The organism is Ottowia caeni (assembly GCF_050821495.1).
Classification (GTDB): domain Bacteria; phylum Pseudomonadota; class Gammaproteobacteria; order Burkholderiales; family Burkholderiaceae_C; genus Ottowia; species Ottowia caeni.
The window spans coordinates 3,981,312-4,004,478 of the sequence record NZ_CP151080.1 but is presented as its reverse complement, the minus strand read 5'-3'; the positions used below and the strand labels follow the sequence as shown (position 1 = coordinate 4,004,478).

The window sequence follows — 23,167 nt, the reverse complement described above, 5'->3', positions numbered from 1 at the left end:
AAAGTTAGTCCACATGACTCAGACATTGGCATCCCTCCCGACGGAGCAGCAGATTCTGGATGCGGTCAACGCACAACGCGACGACGCCGTACAGATGCTGTCGGACCTGGTACGCCACCCGTCCCTGCTCGGCGAAGAGCAGTCTGCCCAGGATTACATGGCAGGTGTGTTTCGCGGCATGGGCCTGAAGATCGATCAGTTCCAGATCGACGAGGAGAAAATTCGCAAGCACCCGGCGTACTCCCCGTCCATCGTGTCCTATGACGGTCGCACCAATGTGGTGGGCGTGCATATGCCGGCAGGTGAGACCAAGGGCAAGTCGCTGATTCTCAATGGGCACATCGACGTGGTGCCGGTGGGTTTCGAACGCATGTGGACGACTCCCCCGTTCCAGCCGCGCGTAGATGGCGACCGCCTCTACGGCCGTGGCTCCAACGACATGAAGGCCGGCATCGTGGCCTACACGATGGCGATGAAGGCCCTCAATCGTATGGGCTTCGAGCCCGCAGCGCCGGTCTATCTGCAGTCGGTGATCGAAGAAGAATGCACAGGCAATGGCGCGCTGGCTTGCCTGGTGGAAGGCTACACGGCCGATGCAGCGTTGATTCCCGAGCCTTCGCAAGAGGGGGTGATGTGCGCACAACTGGGTGTGCTGTGGCTGCACATCGAAACTTTCGGCGTACCGGTGCATGCATCGGAGGCGCATAACGGCGTCGCGGCCCTGGAGTTTGCGCAGTACCTGGTGGATGAGCTTCGTGCGCTGGAGCGGCATTGGAACGCGGCCTCCAACCGCCACCCCCTGTACTGCAACCATCAGCACCCGATCAACTTCAATCTGGGCAAGCTCCAAGGGGGCGAGTGGACTTCCTCGGTGCCCACTTTCGCGCGCGCAGATTTGCGCATTGGCTACTACCCGGGTCGCAAGGTCGCTGAAATCAAGGAAGAGGTCGAGGCCTTCCTGAAGGAAGCGCATGCCCGTCACCCCAAGTCGGGAAGCGTCAACTATGAGGTCAAGTACGAGGGCTTTCAGGGCGACGGCCTGGTCGTGAACATGGAGGAGCCCGTCATCAAAACCTTGATGGCCTGCCATGAAACGATGCACAAGGTGCAGCCCGAATCCTGGGCCATTGCCGCCACGACCGATGTGAAGTTTTTTCACCTCTACGGAAACATTCCTTCCACCTGCTATGGCCCCAAAGGGAGCTCCGCGCATGGCATTGACGAGTGGGTCTCGCTTGAAAGTCTGCAACGCGTGACGGCGGTGTACGCCTTGTTCATTGCGCAATGGTGTGGCCTGAACCCGCTGCCTGGCCGCATCGCCTGATCCAACCTGTTTTTCATCTCAACCTGGAGTTTTATTTGATGAGTGAATTTGTTCTGCCCCGCCGCGTCGTGCTGAGCATGGCCTGTGCCGCTTCCATGATGGGCATCGCCTTGCCGGTGCTGGCTCAATCTCAGCCAGTTCATGGCGGTGTATTGACTGCGATTCTGTTTCCAGAGCCTCCCAGCCTGAACCTGGCACTGCAGCAAGTGCAAGGCACACAGATGGTTGCCGGCAAGATCTACGAGAGCCTGCTGCAATACTCCAAGAAGCTGGAGCCGATGCCTAGCTTGGCAGCATCCTGGACGGTGTCCCCCGACCGCCTGACCTACACCTTCAATCTTCAAAAGGGTGTGAAATGGCATGACGGCAAGCCATTCAGTTCGGCTGACGTGGTGTTCACCTACAAAGAAATCCTGGCGAACACGGCACGCACACGTACTTTGATGGAGAACGTGGCAGATCTGTCCGCGCCCAATGCAGACACCGTGGTTTTCAAGCTCAAGAAGCCTTACTCGGCATTCTTGTTTGCGCATGACATTGGTGGCGGCGCGATTTTGCCCAAGCACTTGTATCAGGGCACCGAGCTCAGCAAGAATGAATACAACAATGCGCCCGTCGGTACGGGGCCATTCAAGTTCGTCAAGTGGGTGCGGGGTTCGCACGTTGAACTTGCCAAGAACACTGACTACTGGCGCAAGGGCCTGCCGTACCTCGACGGTATTACCTACCGCGTGATTCCAGACGCAGCCTCGCGTCGCCTGGCGATTGAGCAAGGCACCGTGCTGCAAGCCATTCCTGGCGACGTGGACCCTGTGGACATCGCCCGCGTGAGTAAGCTTCCGCACCTGAAGACTTCGATGGACGGCGGCGAGTACTGGTCGACCATGAACTGGGTGGAGTTCAACACGGCAGTGGCTCCGATGAACGACAAGCGCTTCCGCCAGGCCGTGATGCACGCTGTGGATCGCCAGTTTCTGCTCGACAAAATCGTGTTCGGCCAGGGGAAGGTTTCGACTGGACCGATTCACCACAACACACGCTTTTACGACTCCAACGTCAAGAAGTACAACTTCGACCCCAAGAAGGCTGTCGCCTTGCTCGACGAAATGGGCCTGAAGCCTGACGCCAAGGGTGTGCGCGCCAACGTCAACTTCATCGCCCTGCCTTATGGTGAAAACTATCGCCGTCAGGCCGAGTACTTCAAGATGTCACTGGCCAAGGTGGGCATCGTGGTGAACCTGGAGTCCGCGGACGTGGGTGCCTGGGTGCGCCGCGTTGGCAATCATGATTACCACATGGCAGGTAACGGTGTGTTCCAGTATGGCGACCCAGCTATCGGAGTAGCGCGTACCTACATCAGTTCGAACATCAAGAAGGGTCTGATGTTCAGCAACACTTCGCAGTACAGCAACCCCAAGGTTGACGAACTGTTCGCCAAGGCGGCCGAGGCACCTGACGCAGAACGTCAAGCCTTGTACACCCAGATTCAGCAGCAAATTGTTGAAGACGTGCCTGTGATGTGGATGTATGACACCCTGGGCACCACGTTCTTCCACAAGCGCGTGAACAACGCGTACACCACAGGCCTGGGTTACGCCGGCTCGTACGCCGAAGCCTGGCTGTCGAAGTAACACGAGTGAGTCAGTGAGATGAAAGACACCGCTCGATTCCTAGGCCGGCGATTGATCAAGTCCCTCGTGGTACTTGCCGTGATCGCCATCTTCAACTTCTTTCTGGTGCGCGCGGCGCCGGGTGACCCTGCCGAACTTCTGGCCGGCATGAGCGGCGCTGCAGACGCTGAAACAGTAGCGAAGATCCGTGCTGATATCGGGCTGGACAAGCCGATCCTGACGCAACTGGGCAACTACCTTGGGGATGTGGCCACGCTGGACCTGGGCTTTTCCATGGTTCGCCAGGAACCGGTGCTCAATCTCATTCTGGCTCATTTGCCACAGACCCTGCTGCTGACTCTGGCTGCCTTCGTGATGGCTTTGGCGGCAGGGATTTTTCTGGGCGTACAGGCGGCATTGAGGGTGGGTAAGTGGGGTGACTCCGTCATCAGTACCGTTGCCATGCTGTTTTATGCCACCCCTAGCTTCTGGATCGGCCTGATGATGGTGCTGCTGTTTTCGGTGAACCTCGGATGGCTCCCTCCCTTTGGTTATGAAACCGTGGGTGCCGGATACACGGGGTGGGCGCGTATGTTGGACATCGGCCATCACCTGATTCTTCCGGCGCTGACACTCGGCCTTTTCTACATGGCGATCTACGCTCGTTTGACCCGTGCCTCAATGCTCGAGGTCAGTCACATGGATTTCGTGAAGACCGCACGCGCCAAGGGCATGCCTGAAGGCATGGTCATACGCCGGCACGTACTTCGCAATGCCCTCCTGCCCGTGATCACCTTTGCGGGCCTGCAGGCGGGTAGCCTGATTGGTGGCGCGGTCCTGATTGAAACCGTGTTCGCTTGGCCGGGCATTGGCCGCCTCGCATTTGACGCTCTGATGCAGCGCGACTATGCCGTGTTGCTGGGCGTGTTCTTCATTGCGTCCGTCATTGTCGTGGTGATGAACATCCTCACTGACATTGTCTATTCCATCGTCGATCCACGCATTGAACTGAAATGAACGCATTCATCAAAGCCTATGCCCGCCACAAGGGAGGCGTGATTGGCCTCTTTGTGCTGGCGCTGATGTTCCTGCTGGCATTGCTGGCACCTGTCTTTTATCCGGGCAACCCCTGGGACATGGTCAACGGCCCGTTTATGCCGCCGCTGACCGAAGGCTCGCTTCTGGGCACGGACACGCTGGGGCGCGACATTGCAGCGGGCATTGCCCACGGCGCTCGTGTCTCGCTCATGCTGGGTTTTATCTCCACCATGGTGGCGGCTGTGATCGGCGTGACCCTGGGTGCGCTGGCCGGGTACAGCGGCGGCAAGGTGGATCAGTTCATCATGGGGATTACCGAGCTGTTTCAGACCATTCCCACATTCTTGCTGGCAGTGGTACTGGTGGCGGTGCTGACGCCCTCAATCACCACCATTGTGGTGGCGGTCGCCATTGTCTCCTGGCCCGCGTTGACGCGCCTGGTGCGTGCGGAGTTCATGAGCTTGCGCTCACGTGAGTTCGTGCAGGCTGCACGCCTGTCGGGGCAGTCGTCCGGGCGCATTATCTTCACTCAGATTCTTCCCAACAGCCTGGCTCCTGTGATCGTGATGGGTTCGCTCATGACTGCCTCGGCCATTCTTCTGGAGTCTGGCTTGAGCTTCATGGGCCTGGGCGACCCCAACCTGATGAGCTGGGGCTACATCATCGGCGCTGGCCGCAGCGTCATCCGTGACGCCTGGTGGATGAGCGTATTTCCTGGCGTGGCGATCATGCTGACCGTGCTGGCCCTGAGCCTGATCGGCGAAGCACTCAACGACGCCTTTAACCCGAAACTCAATGGCCGGAGCAACACAAAATGACGTCAGTTCCTCAAGAAAGTACGCCGCTGCTGAGTGTGCGCGACCTTACGGTCGCCATCGGCGACGCGTTATCCACCAAGACTGCCGTACGCAACATATCTTTTGATGTTCATGCCAACGAGATCGTCTGCATTGTGGGCGAATCTGGCTCGGGCAAGTCAGTCACCTCGCATGCCGTGATGGGCCTCATGCCCAAGGGCCAGTTAACCATCACCTCAGGCCAGTTGCTGTATCGCGGGCAGGATCTCGTCAAGCTGGATGAGGATTCGCACCGCAAGCTGCGTGGCCGTAAGCTTGGAATGATTTTCCAGGAGCCCATGACGGCTTTGAACCCCATCATGCGTGTCGGTGCCCAGGTTGAAGAAGTGCTGGAGCTCCACACCAAAATGGGAGCGGCCGAGCGCCGCAATCGCGTGGTGGATCTGTTCGAGTCGGTGCTGCTGCCGAACCCTCAGGACATTGTGAGGGCCTACCCGTTCGAGCTTTCGGGTGGGCAGCGCCAGCGCGTCATGATTGCCATGGCTCTGGCGCTGGAGCCTGATTTGCTCATTGCGGATGAACCAACCACCGCGCTCGACGTCACCACACAGGCGCAGATTCTGCACCTCATCAAGGAGCTGCAGCAGCGCCTGAATATTGGGGTCATGTTCATTACCCACGATTTTGGAGTCGTGGCCGACATCGCTGACCGCATTGTCGTCATGCGACAAGGTGATCTGATTGAGCAAGGCGATGCCAGCACCATTTTGAACTCGCCCAGTCACGACTACACACGCGCGCTTTTGAATGCAGTGCCCCACTTGCCGCAGGATAAGCCGGCGCGCGATTTCGATGTGGCGCTGCTCACCGTGAACGAATTGCAGATGACCTTCGGCAAGAAGGGTGGCCGTGCCGTGAAGGCGCTTGACGATGTCACGCTCACCCTGCACGCCGGTGAATGTCTTGGCGTAGTTGGTGAATCCGGCTCCGGAAAGTCCACGCTGGGCCGCACTATCGTCGGCTTGAACACCCCCGATGGAGGAAGCATCAAGCTGGGAATGAGTGAGCTGCTGGGCGTGTCATCGCTGGAGCATCGTCCTCATCGACGAGACATTCAGATGGTGTTTCAGGACCCTTATGCGTCGCTCAACCCTCGCCACCGCGTGGGTGAGGCGATAGCTCAGGGCCCCATCGCTTTTGGTGAAGATCCGGCCAAGGCCAGGGCCGAAGCCCGCGAATTGCTCGAGCTCGTGGGGCTGGGGGCGACGCTGCAGATCGGTACCCGCACCAGTTTTCGGGTGGCCAGCGCCAGCGAATTGGCATTGCGCGCGCACTGGCACTCAAGCCCAAGGTGCTGGTCGCCGACGAAGCCGTGTCGGCGCTCGATGTGTCCATTCAGGCGCAGGTGCTGGAACTGTTGGGCGGCATCAGTCGTAAGCTCAACCTGGCGGTTATTTTCATTACCCACGATTTGCGCGTCGCCGCACAGATTTGCGACCGCATTGCGGTGATGCAAAAGGGCAAGTTGGTTGAGCTAGGGTATGCATCGGATATCTTCTACCGACCCAGCAATGACTACACACGTCAGCTCATCGAAGCCATTCCTGGCAGGAGCTGGGAGAAGCAGAGCTTTGAAATGGTCGGCGCCTGATCATCAGTGCCTATGTGAGTGATGGGCATCCGGTACGTGCGCGTGGCTGTGCCGTATCGGATGGTGCACGTGAGCGTGGCTGTGCGGACCAACGGGCATGGGGTCATGAACGTGGTCATGGTGTCCGTCATCGTGCGTGTGAGCGTGCACATGTTCCAGGGCCTCGTGCTGGTGTTCGTGGCGGTGATTTTCCATCAGGTGAACGATCACGCCCAGCAGCATGAGTATGCCGCCCAGCCATAGTCCCCATCCGCCTGAGCGGTCCCCCAAGATGATCGCCAGTGCCGCTCCGATGAAGGGTGCGAAGGCGAAGACCGAGCCTGTGCGTGCCGCGCCAAACGCCCTCTGCGCAAGTAGATAAAACCGTAGGCTTAAGCCATAGCCGCTTGCACCCACGGCCATCAGGCCCAGGGCAGCCAGAACTCCTGGAGTCGGCTCACCCGTCAGCCAAGCCGTCATCGTCGTCGCTGCAACACCCAGCAACGCCTTGAACAGCACCACTTGCCCGGGGTCGCGTTCGGCCAATGCTCTCGAAAGCGTGTTGTCCATACCCCAGGCGGCGGTCGCTACCATGACCGCTATCAGGCCCCAGGCTTGATTGCTGCCGCTCTGGCTTTGGTCCAGTACCAGTGCAAGCCCGCCAGCGAGCAGAAGCAGCACAGCTGCCCAGACCCTGCGGTCCATGGTCTCGTGGTAGAGGCGCCACGCCAGCACTGCCGTGAACAGCGCCTCTAGCGTTAGCATGAGCGAAGCACCTGTGCCGCTCGTGCGTTGCAAGCCCCAGGCCAGGGCCACAGGGCCCACGACAGCTCCGAAGAGCGCCATCGCGAGCAAGCGCGGCACGTCCGAGCGCAGCACGCGCGCTTCCCGGCCCACAGGCTGACGCGTGAGAGCGCCGATGAAAGCGGCTCCGACGTAGAGCAGTGCGGCCGTCGTGAATGGTCCGATGCCTAGGCCTAGCCTTTGTACCAGCGGTGTGCTGACCCCGAACAACACAGCGGCCAGCAATGCCAGTGCTCCGCCTTTCAGCGCTGGAAGCTGGTGAGAGGTCATGGGCGTGGCACTGCTGAGCACAACACTCGGAGACCTCGCTTCCGGATTCGACAACAGGCGCTCAAGGCAGTCCCGTTTCGATGGAATCGACCTGTGGCGTTATCCCTCAGACGGGCAATCATGTGTCGACGTTGCAGGTCGAACCAGCTTGAACAACGACGTTGGGTTTGCACGTAGTGCCTCCAATCTCCAAAATCAATGAAGGGGAAACTATTTGCTTGGGTTCAGGTGTGCGCAGGTCCGTACGGCCTGGCCATGTAGTCGGCGTCGTTCCCGTAGCCCCGTAAATTCTCTCTATTTGCGGAAGATAAGTCGGTGTGTGGTTCATAGCCCTTACAACGCCAATAATTCTGAGAGCCCTGCACTGACACCAGAGCGGAAAAGCGGGGCGACCAGGCCCGCGCCTCCTTCCACATCGCCGCGAACAATGCAGTTGCCAGGCCCAGTCCGGCCACAGTGGGGTCGACAGCCATGTCGTGCAGATAAAGGGTGTCCGGTTGAGGGTGGATCGCAAACTCGCCGTGCAAGGGCGTGACGCTGCCCAGGGTCGAGCGGTATGCGGCGAGATAGCCTAGAACCACATCGTCTTGCACGGCGACCAGCGAACATTGCGCTGGGCACGCCAGACGAGAGCGATAAACCTCCAGGCTCTCCATGTAGTTGGCCCCGTAGCAGGCATCTTGGACCTGCATCAGGCCGTCAAGGTCTGCATGCAGAAGTGGTCGGATTTTCCATCGGCTTGGGTCTGCAGTGATCTGATCTGGAAAAAAATCGCGCATGGCTCCATCGTAGGGCAGGTTAGGGGTGGAGCGTCAAGAATAAGGCGCCTGCTGTCTGAATAGGACGAAGGTACCGATCCAGGGAAATGCATCCTCGGGCAGTGCGCTGCACTCATAATGAGCGCATCCCGTCATTGCGAGGTTGCTGAATGAAAATCCTGTTCTCACCGTTTTCGCCCTACGTCCGAAAGTGTCTGGTTGCCGCCTGCGAGTTGGGGCTTGATGATCGGCTTGAGCTGCTGCCGTGCAATGTGCATCCGGTCAATCGAGACCAGAGCGTCATCGCCGTCAACCCACTTGGGAAAATTCCCACACTCCATACAGACGATGGCCAGGTGCTCTACGACAGCCGGGTGATCTGCGAATACCTGAACGACATGGCTGGTGGCTCGCTGATTCCTGCTACGGGTGCCAGCCGCTGGCAAACCTTGACCTTGCAAGCGATGGGCGACGGCATGCTGGACGCCGCGATCATTGCAAGGTATGAAGATCTTGCTCGCCCCGACGAGCTCAAATGGCCTCAATGGCGAGCTGCTCAACTGGATAAGTGCGAAACATCACTGGCATACCTTGATGCGCACCCGGATCTTCTGACGGGTCGCGTGGATATGGGCGCCATCACCGTCGGTTGCGCTCTTTGGTATCTGGATATTCGTTTTCCCGATTTTGATTGGCGAGCTGGCCATGCGACCACGGCGCGTTGGTACCAGGAGTTCTCGAAGCGGCCAAGCATGGCCCGAACCTGGTCCCTTTGAGGCAGTTCAGGTGCCCTGATGGCTACTCCACGTCAGCCTGAAGGCAGGGTGCTTTTTTCGCGCATGACGAACCATGTGCGCCTGCGCCAGCTGCAATTGCTTCTGGCTCTACAGCAGTGTGGTTCCATCGCTAAGGCTGCGGCTCATCTGGGCATGAGTCAGTCCGCGGCGACGCAGGCGCTGGCCGAGCTGGAGCGCGTACTGGACATGCGCCTGTTCGAACGCCATTCGCGCGGCATACGCACGACACAGGCAGGGCAGGCACTGATCGACACCGTCCGTGGAGTGATGAGCGAACTGGAGGATGTTTCAGAAACTCTGGCTTCCATACGCATAGGTGCATCCGCAGCGCTCAGGCTAGGCGCAATTCCGGCCGCGGCACATTCAATTCTGGCGCCCTTGCTTTTGCAGTTCTACGCGCTGAAGGCGCAGCAGGTGCATATTGACATTCAGGAAGGCGAAGGCTCGCGACTGCTTCCGCTGCTTGTCAGTGGCGGGCTGGATGCGGTGTTTTGCAGGCAGCCTCCTTTGCTTCCAGATTCGTTCGTATTTGATTCGCTTCTGTCAGATCAAGCAGTTTTCGTGGCAGCGAGCCACCACCCTTTGGCAAGTATCAAGCGGTTGCCACTCGCATCGTTGAGCGACGCACACTGGATACTGCCCACAACCAGTATCGCCGTGCGTGACATCTTCGAGCGCGAGGTATTGCCGCAGTTGCCGCAGGCCAACTGGTTTCCCTTGTCCACTGTATCTTTGCCGGTGCTTCAGGGCATGCTGAGCGCGCCGGGAGCAGTTTCACTGGTGCCACGTAGTGTCCTGGCTGCGCTTGGGTACGGTGCGGTTTCACCCGGTATCTGTATTCTGGACATTCAGGTGAATCAGCATGCCTTGAGGCTCGCTGACCTGGGTGTCGCACGCAGCAGCGATGCGGCACCAGCACTCCTGTTGGAGATGCTCGAGCTTTGGCGAAGCTCATCGGGCTTCACAGCTGTTCGGTAAGGCGGTTTCGGATCCTCAGCTCCTCGGGGCTTGATCCCTGGGAACTGGTTATTCACGCTGATTCCCTGCTATCGGTAATGCTTATGGCGTGTCAGAAAAATGGCGTGCACACAAGGTTTGGCGTTTTTATTATTCCCTGCATATGTGGCACCTGCATGACACGTGCAGCGCTTGGCGCATACCCCTTTATCTCCCCAGTGACTCAACCCGGAGGACGCCCTCATGCTCAAGACTCGCCGCGACACTTTGCGCCAAAGCTTCAAAGCTCTGGCAGTAGCCGCTTTTTCCGCCACGCTGGCCATGCCGCATGTGGCGCAAGCTGCCGATATTTTTCCCAAGAAACCCGTCAAACTGATCGTGCCCTTCGCCTCTGGTGGTTCGACAGATGTGGTCGCTCGTGTGCTCGCCGAAGGCATGCGCAGCACGCTGGGCCAGCCGATCGTGGTGGACAACCGGGCGGGCGCTGGCGGAATGATTGGTACAGAGGCTGTCTCCCAGGCAGCGCCCGATGGCTACACCATCGGTATGGCAACCGTGAGCACACTCACCATCAATCCGCTGCTCTACAAAAGGGCCGAGAACCTGGGTGACAAGCTGATCCCGGTGGCGAAGCTGGTCACGGTTCCTTCTGTGTACACCGTGCACCCTAATCTTGGCGTGAAGAACTTCGATGAATTTATCGCCAAGGTGAAGGCGCAGCCCGGCAAAGTCAGTGGCGCGGTGCCGGGGCTTGGCACGCTGGGGCACCTGCTGCTGGCGTCTTTCAACGAAACCCTGAAAACTGAAATCCAGATCGTTCCCTACCGTGGCAATGGCCCTGCACTCAACGATGCCCTGGCAGGTTTGGTGCAATTCATGCCGGATCAGTTGCCTTCAGTCATGCCTCATATCAAAGCCGGCAAGCTCATTCCAGTGGCGGTGGCCAGCAATGGGCGAACAGCCGACTTGCCCAACGTTCCTACGTTCAAAGAATTGGGCTACGACGAGCTGAACCAGTTGGGTATCAGTTGGTTCGGAATTGTGGCGCCGAAGGGCACGCCTCCTGCCGTAGTCAAGAAGTTGCAGGAAGCCGCGATCAAGGCTGCTCACCTGCCTGACGTGCAAAAGCGTTTGAAAACCCTCGGTGCTTCTGCCATTGAAATGGATCAGAGCAAATTTGCTGCGGAAATCGCTGCGCAGACTCAAAGCAATAAGGTCTTGCTGGACAAAGCGGGCGTCAAGCCTGAGTAAACGAGGGGTTGGTGCGATCACGTCCCCGATCCAACTGCCTCCTGGCGGAAGCAGTTGGCATTGGCATTGGCTAAAGAGCTTCCCAGGGTCCTTTCGGCGCCCGGCGTTCCGGAAAGAAACAATCAGGGTTTGCTTGTAGGAGCGGCTTCAGCCGCGATTGGTTTCCTTCGGAGCGCAAGACGCCATTGATGACGGTGACCCTTCGCGGCTGAAGCCGCTCCTACAAAAGCAGGAATGTTGGACGCTGTTTGGGACTTTCAAAGTTTTGTTTCTCATGAGGTATTCATGAACGAATTGCAGAGATTTTTCACCCGAGAGACGCCGCGAATGGCGGCGCTTGCGGACAAGATCTGGTCGTTGGCGGAATTGCGCTACGCGGAAACCGCTTCGGCGCAGTTGCACATGGATGCCCTGGCCAGCTTCGGCTTTCGAATTACCCGGAACGTGGCCGACATACCAACTGCCTTCTTGGCAGAGTGGGGCGATGCGGGGCCGGTGATCGCGTTTCTGGGCGAGTATGACGCCCTGTCCGGGCTGAACCAGCAAAGTGGCGCCTTGGTGTGCACGCCCTCCGTCGACAGTCCTGGTATGGCAGGCCATGGGTGCGGTCACCACTTGCTGGGCACTTCGGCACATTTCGCGGCCATAGCCCTGCAAGCGCATCTGCAAACTACCGGTGCAAAGGCACGCATACGCTTTTATGGCTGCCCGGCGGAGGAGGGCGGCTCGGGCAAGACCTTCATGGCGCGTGCAGGCGTGTTCGACGATGTAGACGCGGCGCTGACCTGGCACCCGGGTAGCTTCACCGGCGTGTTCAGCCAGAGCACGCTTGCCAACATTCAGGCCAAGTTCATTTTTCATGGCAGGGCCTCGCACGCTGCCCAATCGCCTCACCTGGGGCGCAGCGCGCTGGATGCTGTGGAACTCATGAACGTGGGCGTCAATTACCTGCGCGAGCACATGCCTTCAAACGCACGCGTGCACTACGCCGTGACGGATTCAGGCGGTATGTCGCCCAACGTGGTTCAGGCCCGTGCCGAAGTCTTGTACTTGATTCGCGCAGCCCGTAACCATGAGGCTGCCGAGCTGTATGAGCGCGTGCAAAATGTGGCCCGAGGCGCTGCGCTGATGACCGAGTGCCAAGTCGACATCGTGTTTGACAAAGCTTGCTCCAACCTGCTGCAAAACACCACGCTGAACCAGGTGCTTTACGCCAAACTTCTGGAAGAAGGCGCGTTGACGGTGGACACCAGCGAGCAACGCAAAGCCGGCGACTTCCAGGCAACGCTCAAGTCAAACGATATTGAAGAAGTCAGCCGCCCGCTGGCCAGCGTGTTGCGTGGCAAGGTACCCGCAGTGTTTGATGGTGTTGCTCCCTACGATCCGGCCGTAGACGACATCCTTTTTGGCTCCACCGATGTGGCTGATGTCAGCTGGATCACGCCCACGGTGCAAGCCTGGGTGGCGTGCTATGCCTTTGGCACGCCTATGCATTCCTGGCAGATGGTGGCACAGGGCCAGACCGGATTGGCGCACGCGGGTATGGTCCGTGCTGCGCGGGTGCTTGCGGCCACGGCCGTTGAACTGGTGAGGAAACCGGAACTCATTGCGAAGGCCAAGGCCGAGTTGCTGGAACGTCGGCAAGGCAAACCTTACGTATGCCCGATTCCGGCCGATGTGCCTTTGCCATTCCGGCGATAGCACACATGCGTGCGGCTTTGATGGCGACACTCAACGGCTTGTGTTTCATCGCTTGCATGTAACGTCGCCAATTGTCGTCCGGGCAGCACGACCCAGGGTACTAATGTCAATATGCTTTGGGGTCGCTACCTTCGCGCAGACGTTCTGCGGCTATTCGCGCGACGCGTTTGACATGTTCTTGAGAGGCTTGCTGTGCGGCCTGAGGGTCGCGTTTTTGCAGGGCTTCGATGATCTGGCGCATCTCTGCCGCCGCCTCCTCCTTGCGGCCGGGGGAGCTGATGGTCATCACCCGCAGACGATTGATGCGCGCGTTGAGCGATTGGACCACGTCCCAGCCGACGCTTAGTCCAGCCTCATGAAAGAGCGCTTCGTAGAATGCGGTAGTGCGCACCAGGACCTCATGAAAATCTCCTTGGCGAAAAGCCTCCTGTGTGGCATCGTTAAGGGTAATTAGTCGTTTCAGGGCCTCAGGGCTGGCCTTTTCGGCGCAAGTGCGAGCGGCATGTCCCTCCAGCAATGCCCGTATCTCATAGATCTGGGCCGCCTGATCAGCAGTCAGTGTGGCGACCACAGGCCCTTGCTGGCTGACCGACTCAACGAGTCCCTCAGTTTCCAGGTGGCGTAGAACTTCCCGGACGATGGAGCGACTTACGTCTAGTTGCTCACATAGATGGCGTTCGACCAAGCGCTCTCCTGGCTTGAAATGTCCGTTCCAGATGGCTTCACGCATTTTCTCGAGAGACAACTCGCGCAGTGTTTTTGAGCTGCGATCGACTTTTAACGAAGCAGAAGTGGGCATGGTTACTAAATCACTCGATGATGGAGACGCCTCACTTGGAACTCGCGATTCGGTGTGACATGAGTCGGGCCGGCTGAAATGCAAAAGTCCCAGCGATACCGGTGGGCATCGCAAGGGTTTTAAACGCGGAAGCTAGACCGAGTTCTCCGCTGCGCACGCGGACTTACTAGGTGCTGCCTTGGTACCTCGGAGGCGTAAGCAATTAACCTCCAGATAGTAGCTGAGCTTGCGCACTGTCTTCAGTCGGAACTTCCACGAAGATTCAATGTATTTTGTGTTGATGTACCAAGCCATCGGCTGAGACTGTAGTTGACAGCTTTCGGAGCGGTCACTGTCATCATGTGGCGCTCGCCTGGGATGATCTCAACTATCGCGTGCCGTGCTTCGCGCCCCATAGCGCATGACATCTCTGGAGATGAGTTTGCGTCGTATTCCCCGGTCAGGAACAGAGTGGGCATGCATAGCCGATGCAGCTGACCCGCATGTTTTTCATCAGAAGAGGCAAAGAGATCGTAGGTGCGCGCATATCCTTCAGGCTGAATATCGCGCAGGTATCCGGCGATAGAAGTCGCAGCCTGCTGCAGCGCGTCAGGCACCGGATCACCGAACCAGCGTGCGATCGTGCTCCCGATGGTGGCTTGTGTTCCTAGCCGGTGCAGTTCGGCAGCACGTGAGTGAACTGCCGAACGCTGCTCGGGTGTACGCTTGAAAACGGCATTGAGAGCTGCCAAGCGTAGCGTACGGGTGGCGTGCGTCAGAGCGAACTCAATGGCAATCAGAGCGCCCATGGAGTGTCCGACCACGTTGGCCGCTGCTATTCCCAGATGATCCATGAGGCCCAGAAGTTGCGCAGCGTAGTCACTCAAGTTTACGCATTCCGGAGGCATAGGACTGCCGCCGTGTCCCAGCATATCGTAGGCGAGCACAGCGTGAGAGCTGGATAACGCCTCGATCTGAGGCGCCCAAACTCCGTGTTGCATGCCGACCCCGTGAATCAACACGATCCATTCAATGTCGCTTCGATAGGTTGGGCCTTGGACGGTGTAGACCGTGCCGTCCGGCGCCTGATGTGTGCCATTGTCAGGCGTCATTGCCGCCGAGCTCTTTTAGATCCTGATAGCGATCACCAATGCGATGGTGCGGGCGGCCTCCGATGGAGGCGCCCAATGCCACGACAATTTCGTCAGGTGCCGGTGCATCGTTGATAGCGAACTGCAACGTCAAGTAGTGTGAGCGCATGCCTTCGTCATGTTTGTGCATCATGGGAATGGCGATTGAGCAGTTCGGTCCGCCGCGAACGTTGGTGAAGCTAAGGTAGCTTTTGGCACCCACTGCCTTCCGATAGAAGTTGCCAAAATGCAGGGTGTGGATGAGCGCTGATGCGTGCTCAACTTCCCCGGCGGTGCCGACCACGGCCGCCTTGCCGTAGGCTTCAATGACATCTCCCGAGCCTGTTTGCCGCAGGATGGACGAGGTCAGTAGTTCACCCAGAATGGGTGCCAGGGCGAGTATCTCGGGTTGGAGATTTTCAACGAAGCCGCGACCGACCCAGGGGTTTTTCAGAACGGCTGCAACTCCGTGCATGGTGAGTGGTCGTTCAGCTGGTTTTCCTCCTTCAATGCGGGTTTCTTCCGAATAGCAGACGATTTTCCGAATGTTGGCGTTCATTTGATGCTTCGTGTGAAATGTGTTGTTGTCCGGGGGTGTCGCGCAATGTTGCTTAGCGCCTATTCGGCGGTGATCTGTGCTGCCTTCACGACTGCGCGGTATTTTTCAGTTTCCGCAGCCATGAATTGCCGTAAGCTATCAGCGGACTCTCCTGAAGCGCTAATGCCTTGGTCCGCGAGGCGTTTGCGTACCTCCGGGTCAGCGAGGACCTCCTGCGCAGCTTTCTGGACTTTCTGGATGACGTCCGTAGGTGTCTTGGCCGGAACGAATAGACCGAACCAGACGCCGAGATCAAATCCGGAAAGGCCGGGCTGCATCCCCATGGCTGGGATTCCAGGGGCCAGATCCGACTGCTGCGCTCCCGTGATGGCCAGAGCTTTCACTCGACCGCCTTTGATGTAAGTCTGAGCGGCGCTCAGGGTGGAGACGACCAGATCCGTCTGACCGCCCAACAGATCCACGAGAGCCGGGGCTGCTCCGCGGTAAGGGACATGGGTCATGGAGATATTGGCGCGCATTTTCAGCAACTCGCCTGCCACGTGCATAGGCGTACCGTTCCCGGCAGAGCCATAGCTAAGCGTGCCTGGTTTGGAGCGTGCTAGCTGAAGCAACTCAGAGACGTCGTTGGCAGGCAAGGCAGGTTTTCCGAGCAAAACCATAGGGCCTGTACCAACGAAGACGACTGGAGCGAGGTCACGAGACGCGTCATACGAAATTTTTGGATTGATTAGCTTGTTGATCAGGATCTCCGAGCCTGATCCCAGGAGGATGGTGTAGCCGTCCGGGGCTGCACGCACGGTTCGTTGCGTACCCAGAACGCCACCGGCGCCTGCAACGTTCTCGATCACGATGGACTGACCTAATTTTTCAGATAGTGGTTGCCCCAGTGTGCGTCCGATGATGTCAGAGCTTCCGCCTGGTGCGAACGGAACGACCAAGGTGATGGGCTTGTCAGGATAGGCGGCAAAGGCGGATGTTGCTGCACATGCCATGCCAATGGCGACGCGACACAAGTGGTTCGCCAGTCCATTGGCAAGGCGAAAGGGGGTCTTCATAAGTCATCTCCTTTGTATTACGGTATTATGGTATACCAAATTAAGGAGCAAAGCAATGCTTCGGCTCAGGAAGGAAGCCGAAGGTGCGTTACCAGTCGCTCGTGCTCTGGGGGCTATTTCTCGAGTTCAGCCAGAACTTGTTCTGTATGTTCACCAAGTGCGGCCAGACGTCCGGGTCGGCGCTGAATGCCGCTGAGGTTCACAGGGAACCCCGGCAAGCTGAGCGGGGCTCGACCGGGTGTCTGCACATCGATGAATAGGTCGGCGCTGACTCCTGCGTGACCGGCGCGAACTTGCGACATGTCGCGGATGGTGCCCGCCACGATACCGCCTTCGGCCAGCATGTTGACCAGCGCGTCAGAGTCGAAATCGCTTAGCGCTTCCTTCAGCACTTGCATGAGTTCGGCTCGGTGTTTGACTCTGGCGGCGTTGTTGGCGAATCTTTGGTCCTGTGCCAACTCGGGCCTACCTATGGTCCGGCACAGGCGGTGGAAGTGTTCATCCATGTAGGCGGAGAGCACGACCATTCCGTCCCGTGTGTTAATGATGTCTGCGGCGGGCGCGACCGTGGGTTGTCCATTGCCGCGGCGCAGGGGCAGGCGGCCGTTCTGGCGATACTCGGTCCAGGCGTTGGCCAGTGCGGAAACGGCGACATCTATGAGTGACAGATCCACCAGCGTGCCGCGCCCTGTAACGCCGCGGCGAACCAAGGCTGCCAATACCCCGTTTGCGAGGGATTGTGCGGCCAGAATGTCAACGACCGTGAAGCCGACCCGAACGGGATCTCGGTCGGCCTCACCATTCAGGCTCATCATGCCGCTTTCTGCCTGAGCGGCAATGTCAAACCCTGCCCGAATACTGGCCGGTCCGGTCTGGCCGAACGCGCTGACACGTCCATATACCAGCCGCGGAGATTCCGCGATCAGTTGCTCTGCGCCCAGTCCGAGTTTTTCGAGTGCTCCGGGACGGGAGTTGGCCAGCACGACATCCGCGCTCAGGGCGAGGCGCCGGGCCTGTGCCCGTCCCTCCGGTTGACGAACGTCCAGCATGACGGAGCGCTTGTCCCGGTTGTAGGCGCTGAACATGGGGCCACAATCGTCCTGAGCCCAGCCGAGGCGGCGAGCGGCGTCTCCTCCTGGTGGTTCCAGCTTGATCACATCCGCACCCAGATCGGCGAGTATCTGACCGGCCGCAGGTGCGGCGATGTACTGCCCCAGTTCCACTACACGTATTCCCTGAAGTGGGGGTGATTCAGTCATTGCGGGAGGCTGTTGGTGCTGCGTCATGGAAGTATTCACTTGTCTTGAGGGCTGCGTCCGAATTTTGGGGCGCGTTTTTCAAAAAAGGCGGCTGCCCCCTCCTGGAAGTCGTCGCTGGCAAACAGGCCGGGTGCATTGTCAAGCTGGAATGCAAGCGCTTGCTCCAGAGTCATGGGCGCTTGCCTAAGCCCGGCCTTGATGCGACCGAACGGGCGTATCGGCCCTTGCGCAATGCGCTGAGCCAATTCCTGTGCCAGTGGCAACGCACTGCCCTCGGCGGCGTGCTCGTCGGCGAGTCCGATGGTCACCGCTTCGGCCCCCTTGATCTCGCTGGCCCAGAGCATGAGGCGGCGCGCCTGCGCTACGCCAACGCGTGCCGGCAGCGACCAGAAGAGGGCTGCGTCGGGCATGGCGCCAACTCGGGTAAAAGCGCAACAGAACACGGCACTTTTCCCCGCCACGACGAGATCACAAGCTGCGGCCAAACCCAGGCCAGCACCATAGGCGGGACCGTCGACGGCAGCCACGATGAGTTTGTCGGACAAGGCGATGCGCCGATACAACCAGGCGTTGCGGGTCATTCGGGTTCGCACTTCATCTTCGCCACCGGCAGCCAGTTGGCGCAGGTCACCACCCGAGCAAAAGGCTCCGCCTGCTCCAGTGATGATGGCCGCCCGCAGACTCGAATCCTGCTCCAGCTCTTCCAGGCCTGCCATCAGCCCTTCGTAGATGCCGGGCGCCTGGAGCGAGTTGCGAATCTGAGGTGCGTTCAGCGTCAATTGGATGACGCCGTTCGAACGCTCGACGAGTACGGGGGTGAAGCATTCATTCTGAGACCTCTAGTGACAGATTCGCCAGGCGTTCAGTGTGTGTGGGGCCGTTGCCGTAGAGGTCGGCCGCGAGTGCCAGGCGGCGAACGTACTCTCCCAGCGCGTACTCTTCGGTCATGCCGATGGCGCCATGCAGTTGTATGGACTCCTCCCAAGTGTGGCGAGCGACTTGGCCAGTGCGGATGCACAGGGCAGCAACGTTGCGGGGTGATGGTTCGCCCGCGGTTTGCAGGCATAAGGCGCGAGTTTCCTGAATCTCGACATACAGATCCACCAATCTGTGCTGAATGACCTGGTTCTGTCCCAGCGCACGTCCGAACTGGCGTCGAGTGCGGACATACTCCAGCGTGATGTCGAAGGCTGCCTGCGCAGTACCTAGTGTTTCTGCGCAGTGCGCAACACGGCCGCGGTCGAGGACGTTGTTCAGTAGTGCGAGCATCTCCGATGTCGCACCTTCTCGCAATAGCGTTCCGCGGGCGTCGTCGAGATGTAGTGTGGCGGCGGTTCTGCCGTCGTACAGGTGCTGGCTGATGATGGACACTCCGCCTGTGCTGGCCTCCAGCAGGAATAGACCCATACGGCTGGAGTCTCCTTGGATCTGTGCCGTTACCAGCACACCGGCAGCCCCTCCGACTCCGGGCATCAAGCCCTTCGATCCCGAAAGGCGCCAGGTGTCGCCTTGTCGCGTTGCTACGGCCGAAGGTTGACGCAGGCTGGGGTCACCGTCGTGCTCCCAGGCTGCCCAAGCCACACGCCGATCGCCTGCAGCGAGCGCCGGAAGCCAAGCTTCGCGCTGTTCCCCTTCGGAAACTCGATCCAGCAGATGACTCCCCAGGACTGCGCTTGCCACGAATGGCTCGACCAGCAATGCCCGGCCCAGTTGCTCGGCTAGTAAGCACTGCTCGGTCAGTCCGGCGCCAAGCCCTCCGTCGGTTTCCGGCAGCGAGAGGCCCAGCCAGCCGAGTTCGGCCAACTCGCGCCAGCGCTCCGGAGGGCAGCCGGTGGCGTGGCTGGACACCGCGGCACGCTGCTCAGGAGTACATGTGTGTTCGCACCAGCGCTGCGCACTGTCGACGAGCATCTGATGCATTTCAGTGTCAGCGCTCAAGGTCATTTCCGTGTTTGTACTCATAGCGCGAGCACCTGTTTGGCGATGATGTTGTGCTGAATCTCGCTCGTTCCACCAGCGATGGTGTAGCCGCGTGCGAGGAATCGTCGTGATGAGGCGGTGCCCGCCAACGCATCTTGCGGTGCAGCGTCTGGTTTGCCGGCGAGCCAGTCTCTGCACAAGGGCATGGCTTCAGGACCCAGGGTATCCACCATTAATTCTTCCCAAAGCTGTATCAGGCGGCTGCCGCGCATCTTGAGCATGGAAACCTCCGCTCCGAGGCGCTCGCCTGCGGCCTGTCTTGCGACGAAGCGCGCTGCATTCGCTTCGAGAGCGATCAGGCGCGACTCGAGATCGGCGAAACGCTCTCTGAACCAGGGCATGTCGGCCACGCGCTGGCCTCCCCGAGTGCGAGAAAGAGCGATCTCTCGAACGCGGGCCATTCGGCGCTTGTTCTCCCCAATGCGGGCCAGCTTCAGTCGTTCGAATTCAAGCAACGACTTGGCGATGGTCCAGCCCCGGTTTTCCTCGCCAATTCGCTGATCGACGGGGACTCGCACGTTGTCAAAGAACACCTCGCAAAACACAGGCCAGCCGTGTATGCCGATGATCGGGCGCACCGTGATGCCGGGCGTCTTCATGTCTGCCAGAAGAAAGCTGATTCCTTCCTGTGGCTTTTCTCCGCGTTCGGTGCGTACCAACACAAAGATCCAGTCCGCGTACTGGGCGTAGGACGTCCAGATCTTGGAGCCGTTGATCACATACTCGTCACCATCTCGCTCGGCACGTGTTCCCAACCCGGCAAGGTCTGACCCAGCATTGGGCTCCGAATAGCCCTGGCACCACCACTGCTTGCCGGAGGCAATGGCCGGGAGAAAGCGTTGCTGTTGATCGGGGCTGCCGAAACGCATCAGCACCGGACCAATCATGTCGAACGTGATGGAATTCAGTTCGGGAGCACCGCCCAAGGCCATTTCTTCATCAAAGACCATTTGTTGAGCGACGGTCCAGCCCAGGCCGCCCCATTTCGCGGGCCAATGGGGAACAAGAATGCCGCCAGCAGCTAGCCGTTCGTGCCAGGCGATCAATTGCAGGGGTGTTGGCTGCTGCCCTTGGCGAATGGTTTGGCGTAGATCGGCAGGTAATTGCTCTAATACGAACTGGCGGACTTCCTGACGAAACTGAGCGAGATCTGTCGTGGAGAACACATGGACTCCTGTCAGGCGGGAAGCCGATAGTTGAGCGCGCGACGCGCAATGGCCGAACGATGCACTTCCGAGGCTCCGTCGTAGATGCGGAACGGACGCAGCATGCGCAAAATCATGGAGACTGGGGTGTCTTCCGAGATGCCCAGTGCGCCGCAGATTTGTACTGCAGAGTCGGCCACTTGGTAGACCGCCTCTGAGACAAACACCTTCGCCATGGATGAATGATGACGGATGGAGTCTCCGGTATCGAGCCGCCGCGCGACATCCAGCACGATTTGTCTCGCCGCATAAAGTTGAATGTGGGCATCTGCGATCATGGACTGCACCATCTGGTGATCGGCCAGTTGGACGCCCTGCGATTCGCGCTTCAGGGCATATTCCTGCGCAATGGACATCGCGCGAGAAGCCAGGCCGATAAATCGCATGCAGTGAAACAGTCTCGCGCCTTCCAGCCGCAACTGTGCATGTGCGAGTCCCTTACCTTCTTCGCCGACTAAAGCATCAGCTTTGACATGGCAGTCCTTGAGCAAAATCTCTGCGTGTCCACCGATGTCAAAAGGTTCCATGGTGGGTATGTCGCGCACGATCTGGAACCCTGGGTTGTCCATGTCCACGATGAACCAGGACGGTCCTACTTCGGAGCGTGCCACGACGATCGCGAAATCGGCTCGCATGGCGCCCGAGATGAACCACTTGTGCCCATTGATCACCCAGCCGTCAGATGTGCGTTGTGCGCTGGTTGAAAGCATGCGCGGATCAGAGCCAACACCCGGCGCAGGCTCGGTCATGGCAAAGCAGGATGCTCGCTCGCCTCGTACCAATGGCTGGAGGTAGCGTTCGCGCTGGGCTGGAGTCGCCAGACTTTCCAGTGCGAAGATGTCGGGCTGAGTTGGGGGGCCGCAGCGCAGAGCCAGCGGGCCGAGAAAGCTGCGGCCCGCCTGCTCCAGATACGCGCAGCATTCGGTCCATGAAAGAGCCAAACCGCCGTCTTCAGGGCGCGCGCGGGGCGCGCCCAGGCCGCGTGTCAAGGCCAGTGCATGCAATTCGTTGGCAACGCGGCGTAATGCGTCGCCGTCATGCACGGCTTTAAGGTCCTCGCGCGGTATGACCTCCTGATCGATGAAATCTCGGAGGTTGTCGATCAGCGAACGGTACTCTTCCGGTGCTCGCGTGCTCGTCTGGAGGCTCATTTGGCGATCACTTTCACGGCATTGGCCCATTGCTGAGTGTCTTTCGCCAGGAAGGCGGAAAAGTCCTTCGTGCCAAGGAAAGCCTCTTCGCCGCCCGCAGCTATCAGGCGCTGCTTGACTTCAGCGGTGGCGCAGGCTTGCTTCATGGCGGCTTCCAGCTTTTGAATGACCTCAGGCGGTGTTCCGGCCGGTGCATGCAATCCATACCAGGAGAGAACCGTGGCCCCGGGGAATCCGGCCTCTGCAATGGTTGGCACATCTGGAAGGTGGCTGGAGCGTGTGCCACTCATGTTGGCCAAGGCTCTCAGCTTGCCGCCGTTGACTTGCGGATGGGCGACCGAAGACGGTAGAACCCCAATGGAGACAAGACCGTTGATCAGATCGGGAATCGAAGGGGGAGCGCCCTTGTACATCACCGGCTCCAGCGCGATGCCCGCCTCCTTGGCAAACAACTCGTTGGAAATCTGCTGGGGGGTTCCGTTGCCACCGTTGGCGTATTGAAGCGGCTTGGGCGACTTCTTGGCCAATTCCACAAACTCCTTGACGGTGCGTGCCGGCGAAGTGGCTGGCACCACTAGGTAGCTGGGCGAAAGAGCAAATCGTCCCACCGGGGTGAACTGCTTCGGTGACCAACGCAAATTGCTTTCCATCAACGGGGCTGAGTTCATGAAACTGGCAGACACGATCAGGGTGTAGCCGTCGGGAGCGGCCTGCGAAACAGCCTCTGCGGCAATGCTGCCGCTGGCGCCAGGCTTGGGCTCCACCACGATGGAGGCTTTCAGAATTTCCGCCATGGTCTGAACAACGGCCCGAGTTTGCACATCCACGACCCCGCCCGCCGCGTAGGGCACCAGGATCTTGATGGGCTTGGAGGGGTACGCGTTTGAGGCTTGTGCAGGTGTGCCCAGAATGGCCAGCGCACCTGCGGCGGCCAGGGACAAGACCAATTGACGACGTTTCATGGATGTCTCCTTCAGTGGATGTATTGACGAATACTTTTTAGACCTGTCATGATAGGTTGAATTTGAGCATCAATCAATACCTGATATGACAGGTGGGATTTGGCGCTAAACTGCAGCTGAGCGATTTACGCTCGGCGCGTCCCAGCAAGAA

19 protein-coding genes and 2 pseudogenes are annotated in these 23,167 nt (G+C 59.1%); 9 read left to right on the top strand and 12 right to left on the bottom strand.

Annotated elements, in window-relative coordinates; translation table 11 throughout:
* Positions 1-13: 13 nt before the first annotated feature.
* The 5 genes and pseudogenes from AAAK34_RS18780 (at position 14) to AAAK34_RS18760 (ending at position 6,420) form a co-directional block, all read left to right on the top strand.
* Positions 14-1,324, top strand: coding sequence for a M20 family metallopeptidase (locus tag AAAK34_RS18780; protein WP_231694707.1), 1,311 nt, complete (start codon positions 14-16; stop codon positions 1,322-1,324).
* Between the two features lie 38 nt (positions 1,325-1,362).
* On the top strand, positions 1,363-2,955 hold the full coding sequence (locus tag AAAK34_RS18775) for an ABC transporter substrate-binding protein (protein WP_231694708.1): 1,593 nt from the start codon (positions 1,363-1,365) through the stop codon (positions 2,953-2,955).
* An 18-nt stretch (positions 2,956-2,973) separates the two neighbouring features.
* Positions 2,974-3,951: an ABC transporter permease gene (locus AAAK34_RS18770; protein WP_231694709.1), complete on the top strand. Its 978-nt coding sequence runs from the start codon at positions 2,974-2,976 to the stop codon at positions 3,949-3,951.
* Positions 3,948-4,790, top strand: a complete 843-nt coding sequence (locus tag AAAK34_RS18765; protein ID WP_231694710.1) for an ABC transporter permease — start codon at positions 3,948-3,950, stop codon at positions 4,788-4,790. The genes AAAK34_RS18770 and AAAK34_RS18765 overlap by 4 nt, the downstream gene beginning before the upstream one ends.
* A pseudogene (locus AAAK34_RS18760) lies at positions 4,787-6,420 on the top strand (ABC transporter ATP-binding protein). The gene AAAK34_RS18765 and the pseudogene AAAK34_RS18760 overlap by 4 nt, the downstream one beginning before the upstream one ends.
* A gap of 3 nt (positions 6,421-6,423) precedes the next feature.
* On the opposite strand, the gene AAAK34_RS18755 reads toward AAAK34_RS18760, so the two are convergent.
* Positions 6,424-7,473: a DMT family transporter gene (locus tag AAAK34_RS18755; RefSeq protein ID WP_231694712.1), complete on the bottom strand. Its 1,050-nt coding sequence runs from the start codon at positions 7,471-7,473 to the stop codon at positions 6,424-6,426.
* A gap of 224 nt (positions 7,474-7,697) precedes the next feature.
* The gene (locus AAAK34_RS18750) at positions 7,698-8,252 is read right to left on the bottom strand and encodes a GNAT family N-acetyltransferase (protein WP_231694713.1); all 555 of its coding nucleotides are present in this window, start codon (positions 8,250-8,252) and stop codon (positions 7,698-7,700) included.
* A gap of 149 nt (positions 8,253-8,401) precedes the next feature.
* Here AAAK34_RS18750 and AAAK34_RS18745 point away from each other — a divergent pair, with 149 nt between their 5' ends.
* From AAAK34_RS18745 to AAAK34_RS18730, 4 genes are all read left to right on the top strand, one after another.
* Complete coding sequence (locus AAAK34_RS18745; RefSeq protein WP_231694714.1) at positions 8,402-9,007, top strand: glutathione S-transferase; 606 nt, start codon at positions 8,402-8,404, stop codon at positions 9,005-9,007.
* 18 nt (positions 9,008-9,025) lie between these two features.
* On the top strand, positions 9,026-10,006 hold the full coding sequence (locus AAAK34_RS18740) for a LysR family transcriptional regulator (RefSeq protein ID WP_231694715.1): 981 nt from the start codon (positions 9,026-9,028) through the stop codon (positions 10,004-10,006).
* Positions 10,007-10,228: 222 nt separating this feature from the next.
* Positions 10,229-11,236, top strand: coding sequence for a tripartite tricarboxylate transporter substrate-binding protein (locus AAAK34_RS18735; protein ID WP_231694716.1), 1,008 nt, complete (start codon positions 10,229-10,231; stop codon positions 11,234-11,236).
* A gap of 285 nt (positions 11,237-11,521) precedes the next feature.
* Positions 11,522-12,937 carry a M20 family metallopeptidase gene (locus AAAK34_RS18730; RefSeq protein ID WP_231694717.1) on the top strand — a complete coding sequence of 472 codons (1,416 nt, stop codon included), beginning with the start codon at positions 11,522-11,524 and terminating at the stop codon, positions 12,935-12,937.
* Positions 12,938-13,043: 106 nt separating this feature from the next.
* Here the strand turns inward: AAAK34_RS18730 and AAAK34_RS18725 are convergent, their stop codons facing one another.
* The 10 genes and pseudogenes from AAAK34_RS18725 to AAAK34_RS18680 all read right to left on the bottom strand — a co-directional run bounded on the left by AAAK34_RS18725 (position 13,044) and on the right by AAAK34_RS18680 (position 23,016).
* Positions 13,044-13,736: a GntR family transcriptional regulator gene (locus tag AAAK34_RS18725; protein WP_231694718.1), complete on the bottom strand. Its 693-nt coding sequence runs from the start codon at positions 13,734-13,736 to the stop codon at positions 13,044-13,046.
* 239 nt (positions 13,737-13,975) lie between these two features.
* Positions 13,976-14,827, bottom strand: coding sequence for an alpha/beta fold hydrolase (locus AAAK34_RS18720; RefSeq protein WP_231694719.1), 852 nt, complete (start codon positions 14,825-14,827; stop codon positions 13,976-13,978).
* Positions 14,817-15,404, bottom strand: a complete 588-nt coding sequence (locus tag AAAK34_RS18715; RefSeq protein WP_231694720.1) for an amino acid synthesis family protein — start codon at positions 15,402-15,404, stop codon at positions 14,817-14,819. Before AAAK34_RS18715 ends, AAAK34_RS18720 begins: the two co-directional genes overlap by 11 nt.
* Before the next feature lie 59 nt (positions 15,405-15,463).
* The gene (locus AAAK34_RS18710) at positions 15,464-16,459 is read right to left on the bottom strand and encodes a tripartite tricarboxylate transporter substrate binding protein (protein ID WP_231694721.1); all 996 of its coding nucleotides are present in this window, start codon (positions 16,457-16,459) and stop codon (positions 15,464-15,466) included.
* A gap of 113 nt (positions 16,460-16,572) precedes the next feature.
* Entirely contained in the window at positions 16,573-17,718 is a 1,146-nt protein-coding gene (locus AAAK34_RS18705) for a CoA transferase (RefSeq protein ID WP_231694722.1), read from the bottom strand.
* A gap of 35 nt (positions 17,719-17,753) precedes the next feature.
* A pseudogene (locus AAAK34_RS18700) lies at positions 17,754-18,509 on the bottom strand (enoyl-CoA hydratase/isomerase family protein); the annotation flags it as partial.
* Between the two features lie 34 nt (positions 18,510-18,543).
* The gene (locus tag AAAK34_RS18695; protein ID WP_231694724.1) at positions 18,544-19,656 is read right to left on the bottom strand and encodes an acyl-CoA dehydrogenase; all 1,113 of its coding nucleotides are present in this window, start codon (positions 19,654-19,656) and stop codon (positions 18,544-18,546) included.
* Positions 19,657-19,676: 20 nt separating this feature from the next.
* Positions 19,677-20,864 (bottom strand): acyl-CoA dehydrogenase family protein, encoded by a 1,188-nt coding sequence (locus AAAK34_RS18690; protein ID WP_231694725.1) that lies wholly within the window; start codon positions 20,862-20,864, stop codon positions 19,677-19,679.
* Positions 20,865-20,875: 11 nt separating this feature from the next.
* A complete protein-coding gene (locus AAAK34_RS18685) occupies positions 20,876-22,054 on the bottom strand; it encodes an acyl-CoA dehydrogenase family protein (protein WP_231694726.1) in 1,179 nt (392 codons plus the stop codon).
* Positions 22,051-23,016, bottom strand: coding sequence for a tripartite tricarboxylate transporter substrate binding protein (locus AAAK34_RS18680; RefSeq protein ID WP_231694727.1), 966 nt, complete (start codon positions 23,014-23,016; stop codon positions 22,051-22,053). The genes AAAK34_RS18685 and AAAK34_RS18680 overlap by 4 nt, the downstream gene beginning before the upstream one ends.
* Between the last annotated feature and the right edge of the window lie 151 nt (positions 23,017-23,167).

Excerpts from the sequence above, each read along its gene's own strand:
- AAAK34_RS18730 (WP_231694717.1), top strand. The coding sequence starts at position 11,522 with ATGAACGAATTGCAGAGATTTTTCACCCGAGAGACGCCGCGAATGGCG.
- AAAK34_RS18680 (WP_231694727.1), bottom strand. The coding sequence starts at position 23,016 with ATGAAACGTCGTCAATTGGTCTTGTCCCTGGCCGCCGCAGGTGCGCTG.
- AAAK34_RS18745 (WP_231694714.1), top strand. The coding sequence starts at position 8,402 with ATGAAAATCCTGTTCTCACCGTTTTCGCCCTACGTCCGAAAGTGTCTG.
- AAAK34_RS18720 (WP_231694719.1), bottom strand. The coding sequence starts at position 14,827 with ATGACGCCTGACAATGGCACACATCAGGCGCCGGACGGCACGGTCTAC.
- AAAK34_RS18710 (WP_231694721.1), bottom strand. The coding sequence starts at position 16,459 with ATGAAGACCCCCTTTCGCCTTGCCAATGGACTGGCGAACCACTTGTGT.
- AAAK34_RS18780 (WP_231694707.1), top strand. The coding sequence starts at position 14 with ATGACTCAGACATTGGCATCCCTCCCGACGGAGCAGCAGATTCTGGAT.
- AAAK34_RS18685 (WP_231694726.1), bottom strand. The coding sequence starts at position 22,054 with ATGAGCCTCCAGACGAGCACGCGAGCACCGGAAGAGTACCGTTCGCTG.
- AAAK34_RS18725 (WP_231694718.1), bottom strand. The coding sequence starts at position 13,736 with ATGCCCACTTCTGCTTCGTTAAAAGTCGATCGCAGCTCAAAAACACTG.
- AAAK34_RS18735 (WP_231694716.1), top strand. The coding sequence starts at position 10,229 with ATGCTCAAGACTCGCCGCGACACTTTGCGCCAAAGCTTCAAAGCTCTG.
- AAAK34_RS18705 (WP_231694722.1), bottom strand. The coding sequence starts at position 17,718 with ATGACTGAATCACCCCCACTTCAGGGAATACGTGTAGTGGAACTGGGG.
- AAAK34_RS18750 (WP_231694713.1), bottom strand. The coding sequence starts at position 8,252 with ATGCGCGATTTTTTTCCAGATCAGATCACTGCAGACCCAAGCCGATGG.
- AAAK34_RS18715 (WP_231694720.1), bottom strand. The coding sequence starts at position 15,404 with ATGAACGCCAACATTCGGAAAATCGTCTGCTATTCGGAAGAAACCCGC.
- AAAK34_RS18765 (WP_231694710.1), top strand. The coding sequence starts at position 3,948 with ATGAACGCATTCATCAAAGCCTATGCCCGCCACAAGGGAGGCGTGATT.
- AAAK34_RS18740 (WP_231694715.1), top strand. The coding sequence starts at position 9,026 with ATGGCTACTCCACGTCAGCCTGAAGGCAGGGTGCTTTTTTCGCGCATG.
- AAAK34_RS18775 (WP_231694708.1), top strand. The coding sequence starts at position 1,363 with ATGAGTGAATTTGTTCTGCCCCGCCGCGTCGTGCTGAGCATGGCCTGT.
- AAAK34_RS18770 (WP_231694709.1), top strand. The coding sequence starts at position 2,974 with ATGAAAGACACCGCTCGATTCCTAGGCCGGCGATTGATCAAGTCCCTC.
- AAAK34_RS18755 (WP_231694712.1), bottom strand. The coding sequence starts at position 7,473 with ATGACCTCTCACCAGCTTCCAGCGCTGAAAGGCGGAGCACTGGCATTG.